The sequence below is a fragment of the Acidovorax sp. Root275 genome, from assembly GCF_001428965.1.
Taxonomy (GTDB): Bacteria; Pseudomonadota; Gammaproteobacteria; order Burkholderiales; family Burkholderiaceae_C; genus Acidovorax; species Acidovorax radicis.
In genome coordinates this window covers 896516-919683 of the sequence record NZ_LMJH01000009.1, presented here as the reverse complement: position 1 = coordinate 919683, position 23168 = coordinate 896516, and the positions used below count along the sequence as shown (strand labels likewise).

Genomic DNA, 23168 nt, shown 5'->3' with positions numbered 1-23168 from the left:
ACGGAGTAAGCCATGGCCCTTGAAGATGACATCTCCACTCTCACCGTGCTCGTACGGGGCATGGTCGAAACCGGTTTTGATGCAAAGGTGGGGCTGGACAGTGGGCTTACTGGTGTGGTCCCAGCATTGGAACGTCGAAGACCCATCGATGTGCTCAATGAGCCGGAGGGCCTGGAAGTCGTGAAGAGCTTGCTCTTGCGAGCTCAATCCGGTGCCTACTCGTAAGCATAGGCAGGGAGTGAGCTGGTCGTGAGTCAGGTCTGGACCAGTTGCTATCACCGCTGACCAATTGACACCATGCAGAATGCCTACGGCTATGTCCTCTAGCCAGAACGCCCCGTATCTCCCTGCGTCTACTCCCCGCAGCGCGGATGTCGCTCTGTATCTGGACCTGGATGGTGTTGTTCACCATGAAAAAGTGCTCTGGCATCCCCGCAAGGGCATCTACATGAGCCCGTATGAGGCTGCAGGGCACTCTCTTTTCGAATGGATTCCTATCCTGGAGTCGGTGCTTGAACCGTACCCGACAGTCGCTCTGGTGCTGAGTAGCACCTGGTGTATCCGCCCCGGATACAGCGCAACCCTCAAACGGCTTCCGGCATCTCTGCGTGCGCGGTTCATTGGTGGGACGTACCACAAGCGTGTCCATGGCGTGGATCCTTGGAATCTGTCCATGTTTCGCACCATGCCCCGGGGAGTGCAAGTTCAAGAGGATGCTCGTCGCCGAAAGCCCCGGCAGTGGCTGGCACTTGATGACGATTTGGAGGGGTGGCCCGACTCCTGTCGAGAAAATTTGATCGCGTGCGAAGGAACTACCGGCTTGTCCAACCCTGTAGTTCAACACGAGCTGAGGGAAAAACTGCGCGGCTGCCATGCAGGGTTGTCCGCCTAACCCCGTAGTTTCTGAAAACAACCAACCGATGTGATGCGACGCCACTCCGACATCCTCCCGATCTTGCAAACTGTCGATGGCATCGTGAAGCGTCGCGACGCACTCCCGATCTTGGCCAATGTGCTCAGCCGTCGGACAGCCAGTATCGGCTTCATGGATTTGGATATTGGCCCGTTGGTTCTCGAAGCGGCAGTTCGCCAGAGCGCCGAGGTCTTCGCCTTGCTCTCACGTCTTGTGGCCATGCTCAAGCAGACTGTTGCCTTGAACTCGCCCTGCACTTCGTATTTCAGCAGCAAGATCGACGGCCGCAAGGGGCCATTGATGAGGTCCCCATGAAAACAAACTCAACCTCAACGACTCGCCACCGCACAAGCAACAGCCCAAGCGGAGTTGAACATCAGTCGCCCTACGCGTCTGCTGCTCAGACAAAGGCTCTTCTGGCTGGCAGCCTGGCCGCCCGGACGGCTCGCTTGGAAGCCAATGACATGCTCAGCACAGACATGGCTGCGGATCTGGTCGGTACCACCCCAGTGACGATCAATGCGTGGGTCACCAAAGGGCGGGCGATCGGATTGACCCAGGCCCGGCGTGGATTCAAGTTGCCTCGTTGGCAGTTTGAAGCTGCCCTATGGGATGCATTGCCCAAGCTTTCAAAAGCCTTGGGAACGACTGAGGGCTGGGCACTACTCGCCTTCTTGGAGACACCATCGGGCGCTTTGGGCGGCCGGACACCGCGTCAGGCGATAGAGCAGGGTCATCTGGCCCGTGTAATTGAAGTGGCACGTGCTGAGGGCTATTGACCCCCTAGGCCTCATTAATCTCGCAGATCTTCAGTACATCCCTTGCTCCTAGCTCCGCAACTTCTTTCTGCGTTCCGCGTTCAAGCGCCCCTACGGTCACGGTGAAGACTAGGACACGGCTACTCGTGGTGCCTTCATCGAATCTGCTCTCTGGGCGATTTGAAAATGCGGGTCAGCCCGGTGCCTACATTGCAGAACGCTCTGGAACCGAATTTAAGCGGCGATCTGTCGTCGTGAAGCCTGAAGAGCTTCATCTGAGACGGTGAGTGGAAAGTCATTCCATAATGAAAGCGCTAGCGGAATCCGACACATCGCCCTGGCAGGCCTTGTCGGGAGCTCATGGCGGGAACAATCACCGTGTCGTTGGAACCTGCGATTGGGATCATTAGGCACCAAGGGCTCAGAAATGCCAGACGCAGTTGAAGTGGGAAGCACCAATGTATATGCCGACCTTGGATACCAAGACGCTGAGGCGTTGCAGCGAAAGGCTTCGTTGGCAGCACATATCGCTTGGACGATCAAGGCGCGACATCTGACCCATGAGGCAGCTGCAGAATTACTTGGGATAGATCAAGCAGACATCATGAAGATTGTTCGTGGGCAGTTCCGCGGTGCGAGTGAAGCAAAGATGCTTGAATGGATTGCGATGCTTGGTCACGATGTGACGATCCTGGTGACCAAAACAATACGGCGACGGCCGGGGAAGATTGAGCTGGAGTTCCGCTGCTCCTCTTGAGCGCCAAGCTCACCAGATCGGTAGCTCGCGATAGAAGCGGCAATCATCAGGGCGCGTTCTTCAGCATCCAACCGTCGACGCTTGGGCACTTTGGCTATGCCTTTCATGTCATCGGCGTTCTCATTTATCTACACGCACGGACAGTCGTGCGACCGCTACGCAGCGGTTGCTGCCTGTCCTGCTCAGTCGCCGAAAGTCTGATCATGGCTGTATCGCAGACATCCGCAGCGATCAACATAGAGGCTCTCTTTTGAGGATGACCAGTATTTAAAAAATCTAGTCAATTCAATAGGCCTATCATTGGATGTGTGCCTGATGTACTCGGTTTTATCAGTAGAGGTTTATGCTGACAGTTAATACCAGTGATGAAATCGATACCGTTCGAGCTTCGCGGGCCGGTCATACTTTTCATGAGCGTTGGACCGCACGAAGGGCTCTCCAACTTATATTTCCCAGGGACAAGCTCTTTGCGATAGCCGTCGAAGGTCTTTCCTCGACCGAAACGGCGACGCCCGGCGACAAGGCCGAGGAGGTTGCAGATCTCGTGTTGTACTACGGCGGTGGCGACAACTTCGCCGACAGCGATCGGCTTGAAACAGTGCAGTTCAAGTACAAGCTGCGCCCCGATGAGGTGACCGCCTCCTTTCTCCGCAAAACAATCGAGAAATTCTGCGCGACGATCGTGGGCTATGAAAATGACTTCACCTCTGAAGAGATCGATGCCAAGGCTACCTTCATCTTCGTAACAAACGCCTCCTTTGCCCCCGATCTATGGGACGCACTCGCAGTTCTTCAGCGCGGTGTTCCTGAGACAAGCCGTGGCGCTGTTCTGCGGGCAGTAGAGTACCTCACGGCAATCTGTACGAAAAGCGGTGTCCAAAATCCTAGGCGCCTGTTCTCCAGAGTAGCGTTTCGTGCGGCCGAGAAGAACCTTGAAGGACAGAGCAACGCGCTCCGTCGAACGCTAACGGATTGGTCGGCGGGTGCGGACTCTCAAGCCAAACTGCGCCTCCACGACTTGCAAGACCTCGTTTTGAAGAAGGCAGGTCCCAGTGGTCAAGGAAAGAACCTAATCCGGCGTGAGGATGTGCTCGACGCGCTTGATTGCCAGCCCGAGGATTTGTTTCCCGCAGACACGCGCTTAATCGACATTGGGGTGGTGGTTGAGCGTACAGCACTGGAAACCGTCGGCGCGAAGCTCGCACAGCTATCAGTACCAATTTTCGTGCATGCCGAAGGGGGGGTTGGAAAGACGGTTTTTGTGCAGAGCATCGCCGCACGCCTGAGCAACGACTTCGAGGTCATTGTCTTTGATTGCTTTGGCGGAGGCGCCTACCGTTCCGCTGAACACTCTCGCCATCTGCCGAGCGTCGGCATCGTTCAGATCGTCAACGAGCTCGCATCTAGGGGGCTTTGCGATCTACTTCTTCCCACGGAGAAGAACACCCGTGGGATTCTGAAAGCTGCTCGAAAGAGGTTCAACCAAGCGGTCACTGCCGTTTACACCCAGTCGGAAAAGCAAGGGCTACTTATCATTATCGATGCAGCCGACAATGCCCAGCTAGAAGCAGACTCTCGTCATGAGGAGGCATTTCCCAAACTACTTCTATCGATGCTCGACGACGAGCCGATTTGCGGAATGAAGATGGTGATCACGGCCCGCACACACCGCAAAGACACCGTCATTGGTCGTGCGAGGGTCGAGCCCTTCGAACTGCTGCCGTTCTCTGGTACCGAAGCGCGTCAGTTTTTGGAAACGCGAAGGCCAAGCATCCCGGAGGTAGAGTTTGCAACTGCACTGTCCCGGTCAGGCCGAAACGCGCGAGTGCTCGACTACTTGCTGAGGACTTGGGACACAAACGTTGCTGGAGCGAGACTGTCTACGACGATCACGGTCAAAGAAATTATTACCCAGCAGTGCTCGAAGATCGTTAATGACCTTCACATCGCTGGCTGGCCTGAGATCGAGGTTCGCGAGCTATTTTTGGCGCTCTCGCTACTGCCGCCCCCCGTTCCCCTTGACGACTTGGCGGGTGCTTTGGGCTGGCCAGTGTCTCAGGTGAATTCTGCAGTATCGGACCTAGCTCCCATGCTGGAGGTTACGCCTCATGGAGCCATATTCCGCGATGAGCCGACCGAAACATACATCCGTGAGACCTACTCAAGTGGAGTAGATGCACAAAGAGCGATCGCCGACAGACTGTTAGCAAGCCAGGCATCATCGTCCTATGCTGCCGAGGCGCTTCCACACTTCCTCGTCGTCATTAATGACAGTGATCGCGCTTTCGCCCTGGCAGATTCCTCTAACTTTCCTTCAGTTGTGCAGTCTGAGTTCGGCCGTCGACGATTGTTGCTCATGCGCTTGCGAGCGGCCTTTCGCCTTTCCGTAGCGGCAGGAGACTTCGACCGGGTCCTTAATCTCGCGATGCGTCTTGCGCAAGTGACAACCGCAAACATGCGAGGCGATGAGTTCATCCGCCGCTCTCCTGCCCTAGCGGTGAAGCTAGGGGATCCCGACGCACAGCGCCGACTATTTGCCGATAGGTCGGGCTGGAGAGGAGCACGGAGTGCGCGCCTCACCATATCGCATAGCTTTGCGGGCGATGCTGAAGAAGCAATGATTCAGCGCGAAAGCACGATCCGGTGGATCAATTGGCATGCACAGTCACCGAAGAATGACCCGCCCCATGACCGTGTTGGACCTGAGACAGCCGACTTTGCAGCGGCGTCGTTCGCCAGCGTCTTGCATGGCGACCTCGATATGGTCGATAGCAATCTCACCCGCTGGACTGTTCGCTTCTCACTTTCCGTGAGTGAAGCTCTTCTCTCGCTGCTCGATCAATTGAAGTTGACAACCGGCGATGAGGCGCTCGCCAAGCTCGTAGAGTTCGCGGCGAGCGATCGGTGCAAGTCCGCCGCGCTGAAGATCAGCTTGCTGAAGCGGCCACGATACATCACACGAGCACAAGCCAAGGCACTTTCAGCGTCACTCAAGGCATTTCCTGCGCAAGATAAAAGGAAAGATCGCGAGGTCCACTCATTTGGAGAGGAGGATAGAAGCATCGCGGGAGACATCACCCAAGCTGCCTTCACCGCGCTACTGATGTGCTCACCGTCGGTCGGAGCCTCGCTCATACGTAGTGTCCCAAAGTTGCGCCCCTCAGGTTATGACTACAGCGAGCGCTATGGAAATGCGACGGTCTGGCAACCTCTGCTTGGCGCTTGCGTGCGCGCCTGGTCTAGCGGGAAGCCACTCGCATATCACGATATCCTTCCCAGCGAGTTGAAAATCACGAAGCGCGCCAAGTCCATCAGCAATAGGATGGAGCTGGCCAAATTCATCGCAGAGGAGACCGTTGCCACAGCATCGACAAGAGGCGGCACGAAGCACAAGGCGCTGAAGAAGGAGGCTCGATACGACTCTGTTGAGTGCGGCGGGATCGTTGGCTCCATCGAACTCGCACTGGCGCTGATGCAGCCTATTCAAGAGGCAATTCTCTCAAAGCAGCCAATAAGCGCTGCCACCATAGACGCATTCATTTCCATCTGGCAGTCGAAGACTCGAAGTAGCGTTCACTGGCGATCTGAGGCCGCGGTAGATTCGCAATCGCGAACACTAGGCCTCGCGTGCGTGGAATTGCTTTTCTCCTACGCAGTTGATGTCACGCCGGTGCAGGCTCGAGCCATCATCGACCTTGTTTCTTCCGACCGTTTCATGTCCTCTCAGAAGCTCAGGATTCTGGAGCATCTAGCATGCAGGCCTGCTTTGCACAGCCTGGCTGGAGAATTCGCACGCCACGTCTCGGAGCAAATCCGTAAAGATGAGAACATAGGCTCCCGCGGTGAAGGGTATGCCGATCTCGCTGCAACGCTGCTTGCTATGAGCGTCGACGAGGCCCGCGAATACTACCGCCAGGGCCTTTCACAGCTCGACCAAATGGGCGGAGAGGACTTCCAACAAATTTACTCTCTGCTCCACTACGGCGGCGCTCAGCTGGGTGGAGAACTGTCCCCCGTGGCCGCGCAGCGCCTCATGAACCTTTGCCAAGCAATCGCTCATGACGAACCTAGAAAGTTCGGCTGGACACTATTCGGACGTTCGGCAGCGAACTCAATTGGCCTTGCAGCCGTCGCAAAGCTCGTGCGCTGGAAGGACCAGGATGTTGTTGAACTGTCCTACGGTCTGCCCCAACTGGTTTGCTACCTGGCGAAACGGGGGAAGCTCTCGCCACTGAGATCAGCGCTGCTGCTCGTACTGTGTAAGGATCACGGTTGGTGGGATTGGCAGGTTGGCGAAGGTATCTTTGATCTTTTAAGCGTTTGCGATCCTGCTGATCGTAGGGTCATCATGGATGTGGTTCTTGGGAAACTGCGCGTCGAACATGCGGGAGGCGCTTGGCCGACGCTTTGGGAAAGCATCCTCAAGGCTGAAGATAGCTATCCAGGGACGCTTACCGGGAAGGACAAGGCCGCGATTCAACGAACGAGGGGACTTGCGCAACAGAAGCAGGACGAGTTCAACCACCGCAATGGCTCTTCAAACGAATTTCTCGCCCGTACGCCTGCTCAACCTACCAAAGAACAAGTCGACGAAACCATTGCAGCGCTTGTTCAGCGCTGCGATCCGACGTCGGCTACGTCGATAGACGAGGCGATCAGGATGATCAATGAGGATAAGCGCCTTTCATTCGGCTCTCGTCTTAAGTTCGTGGCAGGTGTGCGAGGAGTTTGCCCCTACGACAAACGGCTGCAATTCCTATTCGCCATTTGTGAGGCAACTGAGTTTGAGTTGGACCGAACTATCGACTTCACCATTGAGTGCATTGATGCATGGTCAAGTGAAACTGCCCATTTACGATCGCATGTGAAGGGCTTGATTGCTTCACTATTCGAGCACAAGGGAGCGCAGCTTTTTGAAAATCAATACTCCAATGTAGCCCGAAGCATTCGCCAGCTTTCAGAACTATCCGGCGACAAGCGCTTTGTACTCGAGCAGATACTAAAGAAGGTTGCGATCGACGAGGTAGAACTTGATGGAGATGAATGGCTGCAGCTGGGAACATCGCTGTGTGACATTGCTTCCAGTGCTGCCGCACTCGAAGCCTTCGAGCAACTCTTGTCTGGCACGGCCTCGCGTTTCGCTGATGAAATCGGTGAAGGCCCGCATAGAACCGAGTTCGAAGTTACACAGCATGAGCCCAATTTTTTGGCTGACATTTTCTGGCATCTCTTAGGTGATGACGACGCGTATGTCAGGTGGTCGGCGTCACGCTCCCTGTCTACCGCTGTCGACCTGGGTTTGCTTGAGGAGCTGGATCTCCTGTTCGATCGATTCGACGTTCACGAGGTGCAGGCGCTTGCCTCGACTGATCGGTCTCTACCTTTCCAAAACTCACGGGAATGGCTCCTCATAGGTATCGCTCGGGCTGCAAAGCGGCACGGTAGCAATCTTGCATTCTTGCGCCCCAAATTGCTAGCACTCGCGCAGCGGGACGATGTCCACGTGATGCATAAGGTGCATATAGCGCGCTGTCTAGAGAATATCGGCAATCGAGACGGCCCTGATAGCGCGCTTGCACTTTTGCGCGCGCAAATCGACGCCCCCCCGAACGGTACGGTAAGGACAGACCAATGGCCGGCGCACGCGAAGGCTACATCCGGCTTTTCCTTTGACTATGAGTTCAAAAAAACCGAGATTGATGGTTTGGCGCGTCTCTTTGGCTTGGCGCCTGGAGCGGTCGTGGACCTTCTTGCGAGCGAGATTGTGGCGCAATGGCCTGATGCTAAGGACATGAATTATTTCCCCGGCCAGGACCGTTACCGCCGTGATAATGAAGATCGGTACGAATACTTCAGGGAGCACGTTCAAAAGCATGCATTGTTTGGTGCCGCCACTAAACTGCTCGCTTCCCACCCCATCGTAGCGCGAACATATGACTATGAAAGTGATCAGTGGCGCGAGTGGCGTGACCGTTATGACATCACCTTTGATGATGGGTCTTGGCTTTCCGACCGCAAGGACGAAACCCCTCGATGCGCTTTTGAAAACTTTCTTGGACCGCGCGAGGGAGCAAATGAATCGCTTCAGGCTGAGGACGTTGTATTAAAAAAGCTTGGAATCATCTGCAATATCCCCGCCGAACTCATTCCCCTTTATGGACGATGGACATCGCCGGACGGCGTTTCGGTGAGCATCACATCAGCAATGTCTGAGCGGAAGGGCGCGGTGCAACGGTGCGCGTCATTTTCCAAAGTTCCACGTCACGATTTTTGGTTGCCTGAGTTTTGGGACGGGGGGTACTATGATCGCCAATTTCGGCAGATGAGCCCATTCGAGCCACTAGTCTGGGCGCCAGATAACAATAGTCTTGGTATCGATCAAGGTGATGAACTCGCCGCTTACGATGCAGCATCTAGACCACGATTTGGAATAGAACTAACGAAGCAGCTGTCGCTGACCGAGGGGACCGTATTCGGTGAGTGGCACGATGCCAGTGGCAGCCTCGTCCTGAAGAGCCAAGTTTGGGGAAAATGGGAACCTGATCCTGACCATCATAAACATCGCAAGCAGTCCGGAGGCGAGATCCTATGGGCGATACCGGCATGGCTTGAGGGAACGTTGTCGGGTTTGAAGCGCTATTTAGTAACGACGATCACGCTTTGGAAATACCGCTCGTCAAAATCCTATGACGAAACATCCGGAGCCAAACTGGTCATTGTTGCCTTGAGAGCAGACGATGGCAGTATCCGGCTTTGGCACGCAAAGAAGGCTTCAAGTGTCGTCTACTAGCGAAAGCTCAATATTTTAGCTTCATGCCCGGATTGAAGTCGAAAGGCGGTTATATAAGTTAAGCGCAAACTGCCAAGGGCGACCTGATCTGAAGATGACTTTTGTCACAAAGTAGATTTTTCCGCAATTGCACTAGCTGACAATTGCTAGAGTTGTCATTGGGCGCACCTTGGACGTCCCAGTAGTCCGAGAGCAGTTTTTGCTCCCAGATGGCAAACTCAGGTCAAGCGTCTTGCAATGTCTGCTGTTTACATCTTTAGTCGTTGGTGTCTCTGAGGAGATCGGCTGCAACCTGACTGAGGCAGTCACAGCGGCGGCCTGCTTCGTCGCGGGTGCGGCCGATCGAGGACGAGCCTCCGACGGCTGCTAAGGAGCCAACGTGGCCCCATCTAAGTACCCACAAAGCTCACGCATGACGCAAGCATATTGCCGAGCCTCAATAGTTGCGGAGGCGGTCCGCCAACAAGCGAACGCAAGGAGCAACAGGTCTCGCCGCGACATCAGAGCTTCCTTAGCCTAGTCTGGAAGCATTTTGGCCAATCAGCTTCGGCCGAGCGAAAAGTGTGGAATGCCCGAGCCGCCGGTTCGGCCCACGTCAACGTGGTGCAGGATCATCGGTTGCGAGTTTCCCGGGCTCTGGCGTCAACGCATAGATCGCTGCTTGATACCAGCAACTTCCTTTGTCCTTGTTCCACAGGACGTTCGCATACATCCACGGCCGGGTTTTGCAAATACTCAAGTTGCCACGGGCTGACTCAACTTCGCAGCCGCCAGAAAATGGGCAGGGCTTCGGCCGGAGATCCCTTGTTGAAGAGATTTGAGTGGTTTTATTGAAATGCTGAGCCACAAAATTAATGGCTAAGCAAAGAACGTACAGACGGTCTTTCGCCTTGCCATCAAGGCTGTATTCCCAATCGAATGCACCAACCAAGTCGCTCGTCGACGAACCGTCGTGTTTTTTCTGAATGAACAGGTGAGGCATGGTATCGCTCACCAGGCTCAAAAATTGACTAGGTTCTTTCAGATGGATGAAGCTCTTTTCGAGAAACGGATCCTTGATGCGCTTTTTGCAGGCGTCAACGATGATTGAAGCATAAGCCCTGAATGGGTGGATAAAGAACTCGGAGTTTTGATAGAACAAGACGGCATTTGCGATCAGCTCTGGGACCTTTTTCCCAGCGAAATCTGAGAACAATCGTGCTTGCACAGCTGCAAATTTTTTATATGCCTCTGTGCTGACTATGCTCCGGCAGCCTTCCCTGAGAGAGTATCCCGGGCTCTGGCCCATCAGTGCCATCACGCCGAGAGAAATTTTCTCCTCGCTCGTGAGCTTTCGTCCTGCGAGATGATCCGTCAAGTCACCAAAGAATTTGTAGGGGAAGTACGGTGTTGCAGGCTCCACGCTCACTAACTGAGCTTCGCTCCATATGGTCTTCTCGACCTCATAAGCGATGCCTTCGTTGATCAGATCTGACCCAACTGTAATTGTCATTGACTCAGAATTTTGCTGAATCGTAACCTTGAGGCCCCTCTGGTTGCCAAGCATCCCACGGTAGTGGAATTCCTCAGTTGCAATGATCTCGCACGGTCCCTTGAGACCTAAAGAGTCTCCACGTACGAAATTGATGGCGTCAAAGCTGTCTTTGACAAGTTCCGACCAAATCTTATCGTCTTTTCTCGCACCGATTTGTCCTCCCGAAAACCGGTAGCCATTGACGACTGCTGCCATGATTGCATGCATTAAAAGATTGATGGTCAATCCAGCAGTCGTTGAAATGTTTTGGAGGTAGTGGAGATACTCGTGAACATGGGTTGGCAGTGCCCCGCTATTCGCGCGATCCGAAAGGTCTACTTCAGGCTTGAGGATTGAAATGAAGCTATGCGTCATGTAGACGCCGTAGTTCGCGGATGAGTAATGATCGTTCCGAATGTCAGTCTTCATGACTAAGAAAGGTGAGCGTCCAGTCGGCCCGTCTTATGGCAGGCGAGCGTTGGCTTCAGACGGGCTGCCAGTGGCCGATAGTACCTATCCGCAACCAGTATGCGAAGGACTCTAACCAGCCTGAAGCTGCCACGTCGGAGGTCGGTTCTGCAGCGGTTGCTGCCGTTCGCATCTTGGGCACGAGTGGGTACTATCGGCCAGAACCAGACATTTCCAGCGTATCTCTAATGGAACAAACAGTCCCGGTATTTTCCGATTCATTTGAAACCCCGCGCCTGAGGCTGCGCGCGCCGCACCTCTCAGACGCCGAGGAAATGTTCGCGTCTTATACCCAAGATGCAGATGTTGCTCGTTACATGGTTTGGCAGCCGCATGCCTCTTTGCAGACCACCCGCAACTTCATCACTCACTGTGTCGCTCAATGGGCGACTGGCTCATCGCTTGCGTACATCATCACGTTAAAGGAAAGTGGTCAACTAATTGGCATGCTTGATGCAAGATCTCGCGACCACATCGTCAACATTGGCTATGTCCTCACGCGCAGCCAATGGGGACAAGGTCTGATGGTGGAAGCGATCAAGGCGTTTACAACATTCGCGCTTCAACTTCCAGGAATCTTCCGCGTAGAAGCGACTTGCGATGTCGAGAATCGACCCTCAGCTCGTGCGTTAGAGAAAAGCGGCTTTCTGTTGGAAGGGCGGCTCGCTAGCCATACCGTGCATCCAAACATCTCCGCTATGCCGCGTGACTGCTTCATCTACGCGGCTTGCCGACCTTAATGATCGTCAGAATTCGGCCGAAAAGCGAAACTCAAATGTCGATGAATTCGCCAGCTTCAGCATCATAGAAGCGGGCTGAAAGCTCCCGACAAATCACTCTGATAACCGCACTCTCGCGAGGGCCCCAAATACCTGCCGCCGAGATTGTTCTAGGGTCCGGACTTTCATCCTGGCTTTCAATGGTGAGGCGAAGCGACAGTTCTGATGGTTCGCCGGCAAGGGCGCGCTCTACCGCCGCATCGACCAAATGCCTGGGTCCCAGTGGTACAGGCGTCCAATCCGGCGACAGCGTCGTCAGCTCTTTGTCTTCGCGGAAAATAATGCCGATGCTGCTCATGATGGGCGTGAATTGAACGGTTGAGGCGAATGGCTGGTTGTGGCCGAATTCTGCCCCACGTTGAGGGGCGCTAGCGGGCCCGAAGCGGACCTTGCAGGATTCGCTTCACCGGTAGTCTGCAAGGCGCGTTTGAAATACCAGACAACTGGGTAATTTTCAGGACTCAGGCACATGACGGAAAAGTTTATTCGGTTGAGCAGCTATCTACTGATAGTGGCTATTTGCTCCAGCCCTTACTTACTGTTGGACTCGGTCTTATGGGCCGCACTCCTCACGATTCCAACGTTTCTTGTTGCGCTGCTCGTTGCGGAACACTTCTATAAATTTGTGCTGAGCAAAAGAGCGCCTTGAGGCGTCCGTACGACCGCTTCTGGCCTAAAACCGTCTTAGATCGTTAGGATCAAGCTCATCAGCAATAGACGCAAGCGATCTCTCATGGAATTCACTGAGTGGAACCAAAGCGCGACTCTTTGACCCTATGCGTGAACAGGCAACTTACTTTCACGCAACAGCAAAATACCAAGGGTGCAATCCAATGACGAGTTCTCGAAGGAGCGTGATTTTTGGCGGCCCTGCTCTGATACTGTCGGTACGCGCCTTAGCCCGAGAATCCTCCCAATGGAAGACGGCTAGTCCAAAAAGCCAAGGAATATCGTCCGCCGCTCTGGAACTAGCGTTCGCAAATGGATCAACCATCGGAGCCTTGCGAAGTTTATTGGTTGTACGAAACGGCGTGCTTGTCGGCGAGCGCTACTTTGGGGGAGCCAAACCCACCGATCTCCTCCCCATCAACTCGGTCACCAAGAGCATTTGCTCTTTGCTGATCGGTCAGGCGATCGAGCAAGGAAAGCTCAAGGGTTTTGCCCAAACGGTGGGCGAACTTTTGCCCGATCAGGCAAGAAGATACCCAGGCTCAGCTGCATCCAAAGTCACCCTCGGCCGAATACTGGCTGGTACCACAGGTATCGCCTACGAGTTCAAGAAGCAGTACAACGATCTGACGACATCCCCAGATCCCGTGCAATTCGTGTTCAGTCTGCCCAACGATGGCAGAGGGCCCAATACTTGGTCATACAACGATGCAGCAGTCTCGCTGCTGAGCCCGATTCTTGAGCGTGCCCATGGCATGCCCATAGAAGACATTGCAAAGCGGGATCTGTTCGCTCCATTGGGTGTCGAGAGTTTCTTATGGGATCGCGACAAGGGCGGTCGCGCCATGTCGTACAAGGGTCTGAGCCTGCGGACCCGCGACCTCGCGAAGTTGGCGTGGGTGATGGCCAACGGTGGCAAGTGGCTCAACACCAGGGTGGTGCCTTCTGCTTGGGTAGCGGCGAGTTCCCGCACAGAAGTCACAGGGGTCTGGCCCAATCCCCCAATAACCAGCGTCGGTTACGGACTGCTGTGGTTCACGGGAACACTGGAGGGAAGATATGTAGTGTGGGCGTGGGGATACGGCGGGCAGATTGCGCTCTTTGTTCCCTCGCTGAAGCTTGCAATTGCAACGGCAGCAACGAACCCTCGAATGCAAGACATGCGCTCTCAGGCTGAAGCGATCACATCGATCGTCGCCCAGGTGGTCGCCGGGACCACCTGATTGAAAATAGGCAAGCGACTGCTTAATCCGATCGCGTGCCCAGCCAAGCGCTAGGAGCCGGCCAAGGCTACTGCAGTGAGATGCGCCGAATTTTCCGCTAACCTGCAAGTGCATCCGGCTCCCCAATACTGCATCGGCAGTTTGTTCAGTTTGACGCTGCCGCTAACAGCCTCGGCGTTGAACTTGCCATCGAAGACAGCCCATAGCGGTGGAGTCTGGATAATTCAGCCACAGGCGGGATTCCGCGAAAAACTCAAAGCGATGACAACAACACTGAAGGACCTTTTGGCACAACGAACGCAGCTGGATGCCGCGATTTCAGAGGCCCGGAAAGAGGCATCTGAGGACGCGCTGAGGAAAGTACACGATCTGGTGGCTGAGTTTGGATTCACTGCCCAGCAAGTCTTCCCTTGGAAGCCCATCGTCAAAAAGGTCGCCCAAAAGTATCGGGACGAAAAGAGCGGCGCGACCTGGACAGGACGAGGTAGGGCGCCCGCCTGGATTGCCGGGAAGAACCGTGACGATTTCCTGATAGAGCGCCCAAGGACTCAAGAGGGCCCATTCCTAGCGGAGATGGCAGCTGAGTCCGCGAGAAGGCAGGACTGACTGTTGATTTCCGCGTAGAAGTGACCCACTAACCCCCAAGTAACAGTCGGTTGAAGTATCGGCGGGCGGCTCAGCCGCTCGAGCACTTTGCGATCCCAAGCTTCAAGGGCGGCGCTCGCTGCGCCCCTCTTTTGCCTCCGAGGCGCCCGCTCAGGGCAGCGACTTCACACCCTCAAACGCCGCATTCAACGCAGCCTCAGCCGCCAGCAGCCGCTGCCGCGCCTCGCCCGACCACACGCGGTCTTTGGCCAGGATGTCTTTGGCAACGGTCGCCATGCGCGTGACCTCCTGCGGCTGCGGCCCGCCTGTGCCGGTGCGGGTGGTCACCATGTCTGCGGGCGACAAAGCCCGGCGGAATGCGGCTTCACCCAGCGGCAGGCGTTGGTCCTTGAGGTCGTATTTCTTGCCCGCTTCGCGGTAGATGCGCACGGCTTCGGCGTAAGGAAAGTCTTTCGGCCGGATGTTGCGCTCCTTGGCAAACACCACAACATCCGACGCAAAGTGGTGACCCACCCGGAACGGCACACCATGGCTGCGCTGCAGCGCCTCGGCCAGCTCCATCGAGGTGGTCCACTCGGATTCAAGTTCGTCCAGCGCACGTGCCGGGTCGATGCGCAATGAGTCCAGCACATCGGCAAACTGCTGCAGCATCTCCACGCCCTGCACAAAGGTCTTGGCGCTGGCCGGGCTCCAGGTGTTCTTGTAGTCAATCATGCCGGGCGTGACGTTATGCGCCCGCCACAGCGACGCCTGGGCCGAGGCCACCACGTCGCTGGCCTTGGCCCGCGTGTTCTGGATGATGCCGGGGTTGGCCTTCTGGGGCATGGCACTGCTGGTGTACGTTTTGGAGCTGGCCAACAGCAACCAGGGCCGGGTCTGGTGGTACTGGGTGTGCACATCCTGCATGAACGCGCCCACGCGGATGGCGGTGGAGCTGGCGATGGACGTGGCCTCGATGGGAATGTCGTAGGTGCTGATCTGCCCCGCATCCAGCGAGTTCACGATGAGCCCGTCGAACCCCAGCAACTGCGCCAGGCGCTCCCGGTTGATGCCCCAGCTGGAGTTGGACAGCACCGCCGTGCCCATGGGGCTGAGGTTGATGCGGGCATAGGCCTCGCGAATGCGCGCCGAATCGCGAGCGAACGAATCGGCCCAGGCCATCAGGTAGTGCCCGTAGCTGATGGGCATGGCCTGCACGCCATTGGTGTAAGCAGGCACATAGGTGGCGGTGTGTGCCTGCGCCGTGGTGATGAGCCGCGCGCGCACCTGGTCCAGCGCATCGGCAAAGTCCAGCATTTCCAGACGCAACTGCGCGGCATTCAAGGTGGAATGGATGTCCTGGCGGCTGCGCCCGGTGTGGATCAGCGTCGCCTCGGGGCCCACGGCATCCGTGATGATTTTCTCGACCTGCAGCACATCGGTGGGCCGCTTGCCACCGGGCGTGGTGGCCTGGGTGATCGACAGCTCGACGCCGCGCGCGATGCGACCCGCCTGGGCCTTGGGGATGATGCCCTGCTCGGCATTCACCACGGTCGACGCCATGTTGATGCGACCAAACCAGTAGAACGTGTCTTGCGACTTTGCCAAGGCGCTGGTGGCGTCCCCTTTGACCACCCCCTGAATCTTGGCCACCTGCGCCTGGCACTCGGCCGTGGTCTTGCACGCGGTGTCCAGGGTATCGGCCGCGTTGGCCTGGCCCATGGCGAGGATGGCCGCCATCACCGGGGCGATGAGAAAACGGGACGGGCGCGAGGTGATCTCGCCCAAAGTGGGGCGCTGCAATGACGGCATGGGTTTTGTCTCCTGAGTTCCTGCGCACTGGTTTGCACACAGTGCGGGAATAAGATTCGTTAGTTGAATGGCCCCAGGGCAGGCTTGCGTCTACCCCAAGGCCAGTGATCGTTGCACAGCAGTCACGACAGGGCCAATGCTTCTTTTTCAACATGATTCAAATTTTGAATACTTCATGCCAGACCTGACGCCCTCCGTCCTGTTCAATCGCATCCTGGGGCGCGTGCGCCTCAAGCACCTGCAGTTGGCGATCGCGATTGCCGACCTGCAAAGCCTGCACCGGGCGGCCTCTGCCATTGGCTTGAGCCAACCCGCAGCGACCCATGCGCTGGCGGAGCTGGAAAGCTCCCTGGGCGGCCCGCTTTTTGAAAGGCACTCCAAGGGCATGCGCTTGACCCGCCTGGGTGAGGCGGTTCTGCCGCTGCTGCGCGCTTCGCTGGTGCCCCTGCAAGCGGCTGCTGGCAATGCGGCGCTGATGCAGCAAGGGGCCGCGTCCGCGCTGATCCGCATCGGAAGCATTGCGGCGGGCATCAACGGGTTGCTGACTGTGGCCATCCCGTCGTACTGCGCCCTGCACCCCAGCGCCGCCATCGATGTTCACGAAGTCACCATCGACAACCTGCTGGAGAGCATCCAGGAAGGAACCCTGGACCTGGCGATCTGCCGCGAGCCGACCCCGCTGCCGCAGGGGTTCGAGTTCCACGCCGCGCTGCAGGATGAATTCGTCATCGCCTGCCGCCCTGAGCACCCGTTGGCGCAACAGGCCACCGTCACGGGCGCTGAACTGCTGTCACAACGCTGGCTGGCCCCGCCACTCACGGGGCTGGGGCCTCAACAGGTTGATAGCCTTTTTGACGATCTGGGCGGGGTGCCGGAACTGTGCCGAGTGTCGAGCCGCTCGACGGAAATCATCTACGCCATGCTGGCGGAAAGCGACATGCTGGTCTGCGTGCCAGCGAGCCTTGTTTTGCCGTTTATACGGCGCAGGGATCTGGCCGTTTTATCGTGGAGACCGCAAGGTGTGGGACCGCTCGGCGTATTGGTCAAGACGGACGTGTTGGCCCACAAAACCCACCCTTGTCACGGCTTCATCGAGCACGTACTCGCCCTTGGGCGTTGATCTGGGTACTGGGTAGTTTCGTGGGTCGGTTCGAAGTCCGTTTAGCAGCGATTGCAGCCGTTCGCATGTGGGTCACGAATGGGTACTATCGGTCAAGAACTGCCGCTGGCGGTTTGAGAAAACACTCGCCGAATGTTTGCATTCACTGGCAGCAGCAAGCCCTGAGTTCGCATGACAAGTCAAGCGCCTTAGGCTTCGCTCCATTTGCCATCCGGTTTACAGCGTCGCGCATCGCGTTTGGGCGACAGCGCGGCTCCTCTATCAGCGAGCTTCAGGGTATCTGGTCACAACGATGCCGAGCACTCTGCGAGTCATTGCGTAGATGCCAAATCAGGTCGAATACGATTTCAGGCAATGCGATCGGAGGCTGAAAAAACGCCAACTGGCGACCAGCCGGCGCCGGGCATGCTCGTCCGCCCCCGGTCAGGCTAGCCGCCTTGCGGCCACCGCTTCAGGACGAGCGCGTCTTGCCGATAACCAGAAGGTTACGATGAAAAGCCTCCTCGCTCTGCTGCTGGTCAGCGCCTGTTTCCAGGCGCAGTCCGCCAACCTGCCTCCCTGCGACAAGGCGGTGCGTTTCACTGCGGCTTGGTTCGCCGACCCGGAAGTGGGCAACGCCAAACCGGCCGCCGAACTGACGAAGATCGGCGCGGGCGCCGGCCGCAGCGGTACGCAACTCGGCCACGTCGTTGTCGAGACCAAGCTGGCGGTGATGCCGCAGACCAGTTGCCAGGGCGTCGTCGTGCGGCTGGATTACATCAAACCGGTGCTGCGCGTGGCCAGCGAGATCCCGCCGGGCAGTTGTGCCTATGCGCACGTGATGAGACACGAGCAGATGCATGTGCGCATTCACCGCGACATCGCGCGCCAGTTCCGCGAGCTGGACTATCCCTGGGCCTCGGGCAGCAGCAGCGCGGCCATCCTGCTCTACGCAAAACAGGAACTCGACCGCCTGATGCAAGCCCAGGTGCTGTTCGACAACCCCGAGGAATACGCCCGCAACTTCAGCGCGTGCGGTGGTGAGATCTCGCGGCTGGTGAAGCCCGCGGCGTCTACCAAGTCGGGGAAGACACCGGGTTGAGGCAGCCGCCTTCCGCGAAGGCTGATTGGTCGTGCCTCGGGCCGGACCAGACTGATGCCGGCGGTCAGGCTTGCTGCCGCCGAGACCGGAGTGAGCCACCGCGCTGCGCCACTTGTTCCGCCCCCGCACCCAACAGGCGTGTGGGGATAGAGCCACTCGCGTGGCTCACGGGGTCGTCGGCACATGAGTCAAAGGTGGCTTGTTTCTGCATCGGCGCCAACACGCCAGAGGCCCTTCACCAAGCGACAAGAACGGCCGGCTCTTGGTCGCAATACAACTACGGGATTGATGTGCAGTACTGGGTAATTTTGGAATAATATTTTCCAATTGGGCCAGCCCCGTACTTTCTACATAGCTGTAAACGTCATGTCAAAGATTTCAATCGCCGGGTTCACTGTGTCTAGGGACCTGGACTGCGTCCCGCGCCCAGTTGTCGCACTGAGTGCCACGTCGGTAACAAAGGACTGGGAAAATGCCCAGCATCGGCACCGTAAGGCGCAGCTAATCTACTCCGCGCGCGGCATCCTCAACTGTGAAATTGAAGATGGTGTCTGGATAGTGCCGCCGCAGTGCGCCATATGGATTCCGGGCGACTTGCCCCACTCGGCGCGTGGAGCTGGTGAAACCGAATGCTATTGTTTGTTCGTCGAGCCCGACGCCTCACCAGATCTGCCGAAAACCTGCTGCACCATTTCGGTAACTCCATTGCTCCGCGAGTTGCTACTGAAGGTGGCCGGTGTTCCTGAGCTGTACGCTTTGGGGGGCCGAGAAGACCGGCTGATTGCCACGTTGCTCGATGAGTTGGTGGCGGCGCCGGTAGAGCACTTGCATCTACCCATGCCGCGCGATCTCCGATTGCGCCGCCTCGCGCAAATGATGCTGGATGACCCAACGGACAAAACCTCGAAGGCCGATTGGGCAACTCGCGTGGGCATGAGCGAGCGAAGCATGAGCCGTCTTCTGCTACAGGAACTTGGGATGAGCTTCGGGCGCTGGCGTCGCCAGTTGCATGTGATCCTTGCGCTTCAACTTTTGACCAAGGGCCAGAGCGTACAAGCGGTGGCGTTGGACTTGGGCTATGAAAACGCCAGTGGGTTCGTCACCATGTTCCGCAAGGCAGTAGGCAAGCCTCCAGCGCGATACCTCTCTGATCGCGCGAATGGCGCAGAGCTTACTCCCGTGTCCGCAATCATTCTCCCCGACGAAACACTCCCCTGACTCCATCCGAATCCATTGACTGGGATCGTCGGCTGCGCCCAGCGCGGGGCCCCATTGGTTGCAGCATGTGTGCTGTCACATGCGCGCCAGGACGCTCTCATGACAGTCAGTTCGCTGGAAGCCTTGCGATTGGCCCAATCGCAAAACAATCTGGCTTAGCTTCGCAATCAATTCTCTGCACGCCAAGGTCAAATAAGGCATCTAAATACAAATGAGTATTGTTTATGTCCGCCATCTCAACTACAGGCGACTCTCTTCAGACACTGGATATATGCGCCAAGCCCTACGACTACCTTCGTAAGGGCGGGCCGTTAAAGGGAAACATCAGGAATACATCCTGCGCCGTGCTCGGCTCGGCGGTGGCTTTTCTCATGAGCGCGCAGGGGGCATTCGCCGCCCTTCCAGAGCAGATCCAAACCAACGCATCGGGGTCGTCTCAAGAAGAGATACCGTTGCCGGACGTCACTGTAACGAGCCGCATGGTTACGGCGACCACCGAGGGTACTGGCTCCTACACCACGGGCCAGACGACAACTGCAACGAATTTGCCACTGTCGCTTGAAGAAACACCGCAATCGGTCACAGTGGTGACACGCCAGCGCATGGATGACCAGCAATTGAATACGGCGCAGGGCGTGCTGGAAAACACCACCGGTGTCGTGTCGTACCAGTCCGACAGCGAACGGACGAGCTTCTACTCACGCGGTTTTTTGATCAATAGCGTTCAGTATGACGGCATACCCACCGTCGTTGGCAACATTGTCAATGGGAGTGGCATCGGTTCAATCGACACCGCGTTCTATGACCGTGTCGAGGTAGTGCGCGGCGGCTCCGGTTTGCTGACCGGCACCGGCAATCCCTCGGCTGCAGTCAACCTCGTGCGCAAAAGGCCGACTCGTGACTTCTCGGCGTCCGCCTCGCTCGGTGCAGGGAGCTGGGATACCCGCCGGGGAATGGCTGACGTATCGACTCCATTGACACAGGACGGCCGCATTCGCGCGCGCATGGTAGGGACGTACCAAGACGGGCACTCTTACATCGACGGCTATAAGCCCGAGAGGAAAGCGTTGTACGGGATCGTCCAGGCAGACCTGACATCAAACACGACGGTGAGCATGGGCTATGACTACCAGAACATCACGCCGCAGGGCTCGACCTGGGGAGGTTTGCCGCTATGGTTCAGCGACAGCACGCAGGCGGTGTATTCACGCTCCAAGAACTACGCGCAGGATTGGAGCCATTGGGACAATAGGCTCAAGACGGCATTCGCCGAGATCGCGCACCGCTTCGACAACGGCTGGAACTTCCGGGCCGTCGCTAACAAGTACCGTACCGATTTCAATGCCGAACTTCTTGGTTTAGTCGGCCGACCCGATCGTGCCACGGGGCTCGGCTCCAATCCCAACGGAGCCTATCCAGTAGCGCTCGCCTCTGAAGGCCGTAGCCGTCAAAACACCTTCGACGTGATGGCGAGCGGCCCCTTCGAGCTGTTGGGGCGCCAACATGACCTGGTGGTGGGGGCAACGAGTTCGCGCCGTACGGCCAGTCAAGAAGATATAGCGCCTTTCTACGCTGGCTTCGCGCCGGTCAATGTCTACGACCTGAGCCCGGCCTTTCCACGCCCCAACTTCGATGCGATGGTTTCGATACCGACTCGCACCCAAATCAAGCAAAGCGGTGTCTATAGCGCAACCCGGATATCGCTGTCTGAACCTCTGAACCTCATCGCTGGCGGTCGCTTCAGCAGCTACGAAATTGGCGACAGCGTCAGAGGTATGTCGTTGCACTACAAAAAGAGCAGTGAGTTCACTCCCTATGCGGGCTTGATCTACAACATTGACAAGACCTATTCGGCCTATGTCAGCTATACGAGGATATTCAATCCGCAAACCGACTATCGGGACCGCAATGGCAATGTGCTCACGCCATCCAAAGGAAAAACCAAGGAAATCGGTCTCAAAGGCGCTTACATGGACGGGCGGCTGAATGGAGCGCTAACCTTGTTCCAGACCGAGCTGGACAACGCGGCTCAACTTGTCGCAGGAACCTACACGCCAAGCGGCGCCCAAGTCTATGCAGGTGTGGATGGGACGAAGTCACGCGGGGTTGAGCTGGATTTGCAAGGCGAGCTGGCGCGTGGCTGGAACGTCTACGCAAGTATCGCCAACTTCACGGCACAAGATGGCGGTGGCGCTCGTTTGAATTCGCAAATACCGCGCAGCACGGCCCAGGTTTTCACCACTTACCAGTTGCCCGGGGCGTTGAGCAAGTTGACGCTTGGCGGAGGCGTCAAATGGCAAAGCCGCTTTTACCAGACCCCTAACACTGGCACCACTTCGTTGGGGGGAGAGCAGAGTTCATATGCCCTCGTGTCACTGGTAGCACGTTACGCCATCACAAATAAGGCCAACGTGGCCGTCAATGTCAACAACGCGTTCGATAAGAAGTACGCGCTACAAAAAGGCAATTTCGACACCGTAAGTTATGGCGCACCACGCAGTGTGATGGTGACGCTGGACTATACGTATTGACTTGCCCGCAGGCACGCGAATCACCCGTTGGAAATCCCCAGACAAACAACTATTGAACCTCGAGAAAGTTTCTATGTCCCTTCGCCCCCCGCTACGCCCCGCCCAAGACCTGGCAACGAACAACTCAAACAAGGTCGCCTTGTTCTGGTTGACGACAGCCGCGGGTGCTGTTCTTTTTGTGACTTTCCAGCTGTTCTTCTACGTAAACGACTTCATGAGAGCGCAGGGAGCAACTTCGGCGATTACGTTCGAGCCAGGCGTACTGTGGATGTTTTCCGCGTTCTATGGTGCCTGGATCGTCACGGTGCTGCTCGCACTGATGGGAACACGCGCGACTCAGTGGGCTGCCCTGATCCTCGGCACCCTGCTTGTTGTACTGAATACCCTAGGAGGGATCTCCGACGGGTTACGCGACGGCTGGCACGTTGCCTTCTCAGCCGTGTTTTTCATCTCGTTGCCTGGTGTTTTCGCCATTGCGGCCACCTGGCGTTTCATCAAAAGTAAAGGAAACCGCCATGGTTATGAATAGTTCTGACTTCCCTTTGGTCTGGATGGATCTTACGCAAGAACCTGGACATGATCATCAGAAGGACTTCGACGAGTTCGAGGCCAATTTGCGGCGCGGAGAACCCTTCGTTCTCTTAACCGATACCGTACCAACTGTTGAAGCCCATGAACACTTGCCGCAAGAAAAGAAACGTACCGCACTTTGGATGAAAAAGCACAAGGTTGAATTGCGAAGACTGGTTCTGGCAATGATCATGGTCGAGTCCAACTCTGCAAAACGTCTGGGTTACAAGGCATTCGCGGCCGTCTTCGCCAAGTTCTGGGGCTACCCTTTACTTCTTGCTGAGTCACGTGAGCAAGCCGTGGAGATGGCAAGAGAACTGCTTCCGCAAGAAGTAAGGTGACCCCTCAGAGCGAATGAGTGCGAGGCCGTTTGCTATTTGC

18 protein-coding genes are annotated in these 23168 nt (G+C 56.7%); 15 read left to right on the top strand and 3 right to left on the bottom strand.

Going from position 1 to position 23168, the window contains the following annotated elements; all coding sequences use genetic code 11:
• Positions 1-12: 12 nt before the first annotated feature.
• The 6 genes from ASE52_RS19130 to ASE52_RS19115 all read left to right on the top strand — a co-directional run bounded on the left by ASE52_RS19130 (position 13) and on the right by ASE52_RS19115 (position 9218).
• Positions 13-225, top strand: coding sequence for a DUF2384 domain-containing protein (locus ASE52_RS19130; RefSeq protein ID WP_056057423.1), 213 nt, complete (start codon positions 13-15; stop codon positions 223-225).
• A 79-nt stretch (positions 226-304) separates the two neighbouring features.
• On the top strand, positions 305-892 hold the full coding sequence (locus tag ASE52_RS25310) for an HAD domain-containing protein (protein WP_347230962.1): 588 nt from the start codon (positions 305-307) through the stop codon (positions 890-892).
• 33 nt (positions 893-925) lie between these two features.
• A complete protein-coding gene (locus ASE52_RS19125; RefSeq protein ID WP_056057422.1) occupies positions 926-1228 on the top strand; it encodes a hypothetical protein in 303 nt (100 codons plus the stop codon).
• Entirely contained in the window at positions 1225-1692 is a 468-nt protein-coding gene (locus ASE52_RS25305; RefSeq protein WP_082522308.1) for a hypothetical protein, read from the top strand. Before ASE52_RS19125 ends, ASE52_RS25305 begins: the two co-directional genes overlap by 4 nt.
• 406 nt (positions 1693-2098) lie before the next feature.
• Complete coding sequence (locus tag ASE52_RS19120; RefSeq protein ID WP_056057419.1) at positions 2099-2428, top strand: helix-turn-helix transcriptional regulator; 330 nt, start codon at positions 2099-2101, stop codon at positions 2426-2428.
• A 343-nt stretch (positions 2429-2771) separates the two neighbouring features.
• Positions 2772-9218, top strand: a complete 6447-nt coding sequence (locus tag ASE52_RS19115) for an ATP-binding protein (protein ID WP_057228351.1) — start codon at positions 2772-2774, stop codon at positions 9216-9218.
• Positions 9219-9813: 595 nt separating this feature from the next.
• Here ASE52_RS19115 and ASE52_RS19110 read toward each other — a convergent pair.
• Positions 9814-11160 (bottom strand): hypothetical protein, encoded by a 1347-nt coding sequence (locus tag ASE52_RS19110; RefSeq protein WP_057228349.1) that lies wholly within the window; start codon positions 11158-11160, stop codon positions 9814-9816.
• A 227-nt stretch (positions 11161-11387) separates the two neighbouring features.
• Between ASE52_RS19110 and ASE52_RS19105 the strand changes: the two genes are divergently transcribed.
• A complete protein-coding gene (locus tag ASE52_RS19105; RefSeq protein ID WP_010466610.1) occupies positions 11388-11939 on the top strand; it encodes a GNAT family N-acetyltransferase in 552 nt (183 codons plus the stop codon).
• 31 nt (positions 11940-11970) lie between these two features.
• Here ASE52_RS19105 and ASE52_RS25785 read toward each other — a convergent pair whose 3' ends face one another.
• Complete coding sequence (locus ASE52_RS25785; RefSeq protein ID WP_139019238.1) at positions 11971-12276, bottom strand: hypothetical protein; 306 nt, start codon at positions 12274-12276, stop codon at positions 11971-11973.
• 478 nt (positions 12277-12754) lie between these two features.
• Between ASE52_RS25785 and ASE52_RS19095 the strand changes: the two genes are divergently transcribed.
• A complete protein-coding gene (locus ASE52_RS19095) occupies positions 12755-13870 on the top strand; it encodes a serine hydrolase (RefSeq protein WP_081474704.1) in 1116 nt (371 codons plus the stop codon).
• Between the two features lie 261 nt (positions 13871-14131).
• Positions 14132-14476, top strand: a complete 345-nt coding sequence (locus ASE52_RS19090; protein WP_057228346.1) for an H-NS histone family protein — start codon at positions 14132-14134, stop codon at positions 14474-14476.
• Between the two features lie 150 nt (positions 14477-14626).
• Here the strand turns inward: ASE52_RS19090 and ASE52_RS19085 are convergent, their stop codons facing one another.
• A complete protein-coding gene (locus ASE52_RS19085; protein WP_010466619.1) occupies positions 14627-16267 on the bottom strand; it encodes an argininosuccinate lyase in 1641 nt (546 codons plus the stop codon).
• Positions 16268-16442: 175 nt separating this feature from the next.
• Between ASE52_RS19085 and ASE52_RS19080 the strand changes: the two genes are divergently transcribed.
• The 6 genes from ASE52_RS19080 to ASE52_RS19055 all read left to right on the top strand — a co-directional run bounded on the left by ASE52_RS19080 (position 16443) and on the right by ASE52_RS19055 (position 23128).
• Complete coding sequence (locus ASE52_RS19080; RefSeq protein ID WP_035198567.1) at positions 16443-17387, top strand: LysR family transcriptional regulator; 945 nt, start codon at positions 16443-16445, stop codon at positions 17385-17387.
• A 490-nt stretch (positions 17388-17877) separates the two neighbouring features.
• On the top strand, positions 17878-18468 hold the full coding sequence (locus ASE52_RS19075) for a hypothetical protein (protein ID WP_057228344.1): 591 nt from the start codon (positions 17878-17880) through the stop codon (positions 18466-18468).
• Positions 18469-18834: 366 nt separating this feature from the next.
• Entirely contained in the window at positions 18835-19686 is an 852-nt protein-coding gene (locus ASE52_RS19070; RefSeq protein ID WP_057228342.1) for a helix-turn-helix transcriptional regulator, read from the top strand.
• Between the two features lie 224 nt (positions 19687-19910).
• Positions 19911-22217: a TonB-dependent siderophore receptor gene (locus tag ASE52_RS19065; RefSeq protein WP_057228340.1), complete on the top strand. Its 2307-nt coding sequence runs from the start codon at positions 19911-19913 to the stop codon at positions 22215-22217.
• 73 nt (positions 22218-22290) lie between these two features.
• Positions 22291-22746, top strand: a complete 456-nt coding sequence (locus ASE52_RS19060) for a hypothetical protein (protein ID WP_057228338.1) — start codon at positions 22291-22293, stop codon at positions 22744-22746.
• The gene (locus ASE52_RS19055; RefSeq protein ID WP_235504033.1) at positions 22739-23128 is read left to right on the top strand and encodes a hypothetical protein; all 390 of its coding nucleotides are present in this window, start codon (positions 22739-22741) and stop codon (positions 23126-23128) included. The genes ASE52_RS19060 and ASE52_RS19055 overlap by 8 nt, the downstream gene beginning before the upstream one ends.
• Positions 23129-23168: the final 40 nt, after the last annotated feature.